Source organism: Streptomyces sp. NPDC058620 (assembly GCF_042717135.1).
GTDB lineage: Bacteria > Actinomycetota > Actinomycetes > Streptomycetales > Streptomycetaceae > Streptomyces.
This window is the reverse complement of sequence record NZ_JBHXQO010000029.1, coordinates 87,726-94,118: the sequence shown is the minus strand read 5'-3', so window position 1 is coordinate 94,118 and position 6,393 is coordinate 87,726. Positions and strand designations below refer to the sequence as shown.

4 protein-coding genes are annotated in these 6,393 nt (G+C 74.8%); all 4 read left to right on the top strand.

What is annotated here, in order from left to right:
- Positions 1–785, top strand: a 785-nt coding sequence (locus ACFWSK_RS24275; RefSeq protein WP_383789865.1) for an AAA family ATPase, incomplete at its 5' end; no start/stop codon positions are given.
- Entirely contained in the window at positions 785–3,127 is a 2,343-nt protein-coding gene (locus tag ACFWSK_RS24270) for a DUF5682 family protein (protein ID WP_383789863.1), read from the top strand. The genes ACFWSK_RS24275 and ACFWSK_RS24270, both read left to right, overlap by 1 nt.
- On the top strand, positions 3,124–4,320 hold the full coding sequence (locus tag ACFWSK_RS24265; RefSeq protein WP_383789860.1) for a VWA domain-containing protein: 1,197 nt from the start codon (positions 3,124–3,126) through the stop codon (positions 4,318–4,320). Before ACFWSK_RS24270 ends, ACFWSK_RS24265 begins: the two co-directional genes overlap by 4 nt.
- Positions 4,317–6,392 carry a hypothetical protein gene (locus ACFWSK_RS24260; RefSeq protein ID WP_383789858.1) on the top strand — a complete coding sequence of 692 codons (2,076 nt, stop codon included), beginning with the start codon at positions 4,317–4,319 and terminating at the stop codon, positions 6,390–6,392. Before ACFWSK_RS24265 ends, ACFWSK_RS24260 begins: the two co-directional genes overlap by 4 nt.
- Position 6,393: the final 1 nt, after the last annotated feature.

The window sequence follows — 6,393 nt, the reverse complement described above, 5'->3', positions numbered from 1 at the left end:
ACACCCTGACCGTGCAGGGCGGCGCGGCGACCACCGAGGACCACATCAAGTACGGCTGGAACTACGCGCTGCTGGTCGCCGAAGGACCGTCCACCCGCTCCCTGGTCCCCGCACCCATGCTGCGCGGTATGGCGGAGGGCCGCATCGTGCGGTTCGAGGAGATCACGCGCTGCCCCCTGGAGGTGCAGGACTCGCTCCTCTCGCTGCTGTCCGAGCGGGTCGTGGCCATCCCCGAACTGGCCGGTCCCGACGGCATGGTCTTCGCCCGGCAGGGATTCAACGTCATCGCGACCGCCAACACCCGTGACCGGGGCGTCAACGAGATGAGCGCTGCCCTCAAGCGCCGCTTCAACTTCGAGACCGTGTTCCCGATCCCGGACCTGGACACGGAGCTGGCGCTCGTCGAGGCGGAGGTGACGACGCTGCTGGAGCGTTCCGGTGTGGAACCGCCGCCGGACCGGGACGTGCTGGAGGTGCTGGTCGGCACGTTCCGTGAGCTGCGCGCGGGCGCGGGCGCGAAGGACGGGGCACAGGGACGGCCGTCGGCGGTGATGAGCACCGCGGAGGCGGTCTCCGTCGCCCATGCCGTCGGCGTACGGGGCTGGTTCCTGCGGGGGGAGCCGGGCAGTGCCGCCGACGTGGTGGCCTGTCTGGCGGGTACGGCGGCCAAGGACAGTCCGGAGGACCTGGCCCGTCTGCGCCGCTATCTCGAACAGCAGGTACCGCGCCGCCGCGGCCCGGCCTGGCAGGCCCTGTACGACGCACGCCATCTGCTGGCGGACTGATGTCCACGGTGTTCCTGGGGGTACGTCACCACTCCCCCGCCTGCGCACGGCTCGTCGAACGGACCATCGCCGAGCTGCGGCCCGCCCATGTGCTGGTGGAGGGCCCGGCCGAGATGAACGGCCGGCTCGACGAGCTGCTGCTCGGACACGAGCTGCCGGTCGCCGTGTTCAGCCACTACCGGGACGGACAGCGGGCCGCCACCTCCTGGGCGCCCCTGTGCGACTACTCCCCCGAGTGGGTCGCCCTGCGCGCCGGCCGCGCGGCCGGGTCCGAGGTCCGCTTCATCGACCTGCCGGCCTGGCACCCGGCGTTCGCGGAGCGCACGAACCGGTACGCCGACGCGGAGGCCCGGTACGCGGAGGCGACGGAGCGGCTGTGCGAGAGCTTCGCGGTGGACTCCCCGGACGCCCTCTGGGACCGGCTGTTCGAAGTCGAACCGGACGACGGTCTGTCCGAGCGCCTCGACGCGTACTTCGCGCTGGTACGAGGTGACGCGGAAGCCGACGCACGGGACCGGGCGCGCGAGTCGTACATGGCGACGTGGGTCCGGGCGGCCACCGCGGAGGCGGGGGGACGCCCGGTCCTGGTCGTGACGGGCGGCTTCCACCAGCCCGCGCTGCGCGCACTGGCCGCCGCCCCCGCGCACCCGGGCGCGGAGGGGCACGCCGACGGCGAGCCGTGGCCCCAGCGCGAGGACGGCTGGCCGGAGGTGCCCGCACCGCCGGATGCCGCCCTGGCCGGGAGCTATCTCGTGCCGTACTCCTTCCGCCAGTTGGACGCGTTCGCCGGCTACCAGTCGGGCATGCCGTCGCCCGGCTACTACCAGAAGGTGTGGGACGCGGGACCGGAAGCGGCCGCCGAGGACCTGCTGCGCGGGGTCGTGGAGCGGCTGCGCGCCAAGCGATACCCGGTCTCCACCGCCGATCTGATCGCGGCCAGGAGTCTCGCCCAGGGGCTCACCGCCCTGCGCGGCCATCCCGGCCCCGCGCGGATCGATGTCCTGGACGGCCTCGCGGGCGCCCTGGTCACGGATGATCTGGACACTCCGCTGCCGTGGACCACGCGGGCCACGCTCGCGGCGGGCACCCATCCCGCGATCGTCGAGATGGTCGCGGCGTGCAGCGGTGAGCGGACGGGGCGACTGCACCCGGACACGCCCGCGCCGCCGTTGGTGCACGATGTCGCGGCGCAGCTCGCACGGCACGGACTCGACGGCCACGCGCCGGCGTTCCGCCTCGACCTCACGGAGGCCGGGGATCTGGAGCGCAGCCGGGTGCTCCACCGGCTCCGGGTGCTCGGCATCCCCGGCCGCAGCCGGACCGCCGGCCCCGAACACGGCGTCGACCCGGTCTTCACCGAACGGTGGGAAGCCGTGCCGGCCCCGGGCCGCGAGGCCGCGCTCGTCGAGGCGGGCGCGTACGGGGCGAGCCTCGCCGAGGCCGCCGAAGCCGCCCTCACCGAGCGGGCGCACGACACGGGGGCGGCGGCCGGACGCCTTGCGGGCACCCTGTTCGACGCGGTGCTGTGCGGGGTGGCAGAGGTCTCCGAACCCCTCCTCGACCAGCTGGCCCGCAGGGTGGACGGGCTGAAGACGCCAGGACCGCTCGGTGACGTGCTCGCCACCGCGCTCGGACTGTGGCGGCACGACCGGGTGTACGGAGTGGCCGGAGGCTCGCTGCTCACGTCCGTGATCGACCGCGCGGTGGCCCGGCTGCTCTGGCTCCTGGAAGGCGCACGCGGCGGTACGGGAGTGGACACCCCACGGCTGCGGGCCGTGACCGCGGTGCGCGACGCGGTGCTCCACGCCCCCGAGTTGCTGTCGGTGACCCGCCGGACCACCGCCGATGTGGCCGGGCGGATCAGCCGTGACACGGCCGCCCCCCACGACCTGCGGGGCGCGGCGTTCGGGCTGCACCGCACGCTGGCCCCCGGTGCCCCGGGCGACCCCGGGCCCGTGGTGCGTACGATCGCCGCGGCCGGCACGGACGCGCTCGGTGACTGGCTGGCCGGGTTGTTCGCGCTCGCCCGCGAGGAGCTGACCGGGCGCGCGGAGCACGGCGGTGCGGAGTCCCTGATCGAGGTGCTGGACGGTCTCGTCGGCGCCCTGTCCGACGGCGAGTTCCTGTCGGGGCTGCCCGCTCTGCGCCAGGCATTCGCCTATTTCCCCCCGCGCGAACGCGAACGGATCGCGGCGCTGCTGCTGGAGCGGCGCGGTGTGCGGGGTTCCTCGCGCACCCTGTTGCGTACCACCGGGGACCCGCTGATGATCGCCCGCGCCGGCGCGCTGGAGGAGAACGTGTCCCGTCTGCTGGCCCGCTACGGACTGGGAGCCGCCTCATGACCGCACCCGAGGCCGTACCCGAGCCCGTCTCCGAGCCCGTGCCCGGAGCGCCGGACGCTCCCGACGCGGGGCTGGAGCGCTGGCGGCTGATCCTGGGCTCCCCCGCCGAGTCGCATACCGGGCCTCTGGGCCGGGGCGCCGCCGCACAGGACGCCGCGCTCGACTGGCTCTACGGCCGGGACCCCGACCTCGGCCGGCGAGGCGTCAGGCGTGCCGGTTCGAGTGTCCCGCGCGAGGGCGGTGACGGGGCGTCGCCGGTGACCGCCGTCGACTGGCTGGACGACATCCACCAGCTGTTCCCGAAGGACACCATCGAGCGCCTGGAGCGCGACGCGGTCGAGCGGTACGGCATCCAGGAGATCGTCACCGATCCGGCGGTGCTGGAACGGGTCGAGCCGAGCGCGACCCTGCTGCGCGCCGTGCTGCGTACGAAGCATCTGATGAACCCGCAGGTGCTGCGGCTCGCCCGGCGGATCGTCGATTCGGTCGTCAGGGATCTCCTGGCCCGCCTGCGGCCCGAGATCCGCCGGTCGTTCCACGGCGCCCGGTCCCGGCGGCCGAGCCGGGTCCCGCTGGCCAGGGACTTCGACTTCAAGCAGACGGTGCGGGCCAACCTCGCCCACTACCAGCCGCAGGAGCGGCGCCTTCTCATCGAGCGCGCTCACTTCCACTCGCGGACGCAGCGGCAGCTGACCCAGTGGCAGCTGATTCTCCTGGTCGACCAGTCGGGGTCGATGGCCGGATCGGTGATCCACTCCGCGGTCACGGCCGCCTGTCTGTGGGGACTGCCCGGCCTCAAGACCCATCTCGTCGCCTTCGACAGCGACGTGGTGGACCTGACCTCCGACGTGACCGATCCGGTCGAGCTCCTGATGCGGGTCCAGCTCGGCGGAGGCACGGACATCGCGCGGGCCGTGGCGTACGGGGCCGGCCTGGTGGAGAACCCGCGCCGCACGATCGTCGTGCTGATCACCGACTTCTACGAGGGAGGCGACGCCTACCGGCTGGTGCGGTCGGTGCGCGCGCTGGTGGAGCAGGGCAGTACGGTCCTCGGGCTCGCGGCGCTCGACGAGGAAGCCGATCCCGACTACGACCGGGAGCTGGCCGGACGGCTGGCCGATGCGGGGGCGCACGTGGGGGCGATGACACCGGCGCGGCTGGCCGAGTTCGTCGCGGAGAGGCTGGGCCGATGACGACGGACGCGACGCGTACGCAGGGGCCAGCGGTCCGGGCCGGCCTGCTGGCCCTGACGCCGGACACACTGGCCGCCCTCACCAACCGCGGTCTGGTGAAGCGGGCCACGAAGGAACTGGCCGCGGGCACGGTCCCCACCGTGACGACCGGCCCCGACGGCACGGTGCACGCCCGCCACGCGGACGGATCGGCCACCTCGTTGCCGCCGGGCACGGGCCTGGACAACGGCACGTGCAGTTGCGCGGCGTCCGGGGTGTGCCGTCACCTCGTCGCCCTCGTCCTCGCCTGCCAGAGCGCGGACCCTGGCGGTGCGGACTCGGTGTCCGCACCGGAGACCGGTGCCGCCGGGCCCGACTCTCCCGAGGCCCCGGCCGGCTCCCCCACCCCGGCTCCACCGCCCGCCCCCGCCTGGTCACCCGGATCGGTGGGCGACGACGAGTTGCGTGCCGCCTTCGGAGCGCCCGCGCTGGCCGCTGCACGGCGCGTCCTCGACGGCGGATACGGTGCGCGCGTCCACCGCCCCACCGCGGAACGGCCCGAGCCCTGGGTGGAACTGCCCGCGTGCACGGTGCGGTTCCCGGTCCCCGGCGAGATCGCGTACGCGCTGACGGACGCGTCCACCGTCCGGCGCGGGGAAGTGGTGGCCCTGGCCGTCTGGGCGTTCCGGGCCGCCGACGGGGAAGGGGCGCACGAGGTCACCGTCCAGGTCGGCGGGCGGACCGCCCCGGAGGCCACCACCTGGCACCAGCTGGACTCGGTGGCCGGTCTCGCCGACGAACTGCTCCTCTCGGGCGTCGCCCACTCCGGTCCCGTGCTGGCCGCCGCGCTCACGCGCGCCGGTGAGGCGCTGAGCGCGGAATCCCTGCACTGGCCGGCCGGCGCGGTCGGTGAACTGGCCGACCAGCTCTCGGCGTACGGCACGCGCGGCGCCCACTACCGACCCGAGCTGGTGGCCGCGCTGCTCACGGAGATCCACGCGCGGCGCCGGGCCGCCGCGCTGCCCGGTGTGCTGGGGACGCAGGAGGCCGGGACGACACCGCTGCGCCGGGTCCGCCTCACCTCGCTCGGCTGCCGCGTCCGCACCACCCCCACGGGCTCCGCCGCCGAGGTGTACGTCGCCCACCCGGGAGCGGCCACCGTCCTCGTAATCCGCAAGGAGTGGGCCACGTCCGAGGGCCGGGGCCGGGAGGCGACGGAGACGACGGGCCACCAGTTGGCAGGCCGCCGCCTCCTCGGGACGACGCTCGCCAAGCTGGCCACAGGAAACCTGGTCAGCGAGAGCGCGCGGCGGACGGCAGGCCGCGTCCTGACGATCGCGGGCAACAGGCTCGGCGCCACGAACATCACGCCGGTCGGTGTGGCTTGGACGGAGCTTCCCGAGCCTCTGCTCGTACGCGACCTCGCCGCGCTCACCGCCGGTTGGGAGGGCCGGCCGCCGCGCCTGATCCGTCCGAGGATCGAGGCGGAGACCGTGCGCGTCATCGCGCTCTCGGAGGTGGAGCACGTCGGCTACGACCCGGCCGAGCAGCAACTGGAAGCGGTCGTACGGGACGAAGCCGGCAACCACGCACGCGTACGGTCCGGCTACCGCCCGGAGTGCCCCGGCGCCCTCGACGCCCTGGCGGACGCCCTGGAGAGCGGCGCCACGCACCTCAGCGGTTCGGTGTACCTGTCGGGCGGCTCCGTCCGGATCGACCCGATCGCGGTCCTGGCGCCGGCGGGAGTGACCGTGCCCGACCTCGCCCCCGGTGACGGATCGGCCGCGCTGGAGGCCGTGGTGCGGCAGTCACCCGATCCGCTGACCGCCGCCCTGGACGAGGCGATCGCCGCCCTCGCCTCCGTCGCCCACGGCGGGCTGCGGCATCTGACGGACCCGGCGCGGGCCCGTCTCGACGACGCGGCGACCGCGCTGTCGCGGACGGGCCTGGCCCGGGCGGCGACGCTGGTGCGGGCGTTGCCGCGCGCGGCCGGCGGGGCCGGGCAGGACGGCGACGCCCGCTCCGCCGCCTGGCTGGAGGCCCAGCTGCACCTGCTGGTCAGCAGCGAACTACGGGCCCTGGAATCGCCCTGAC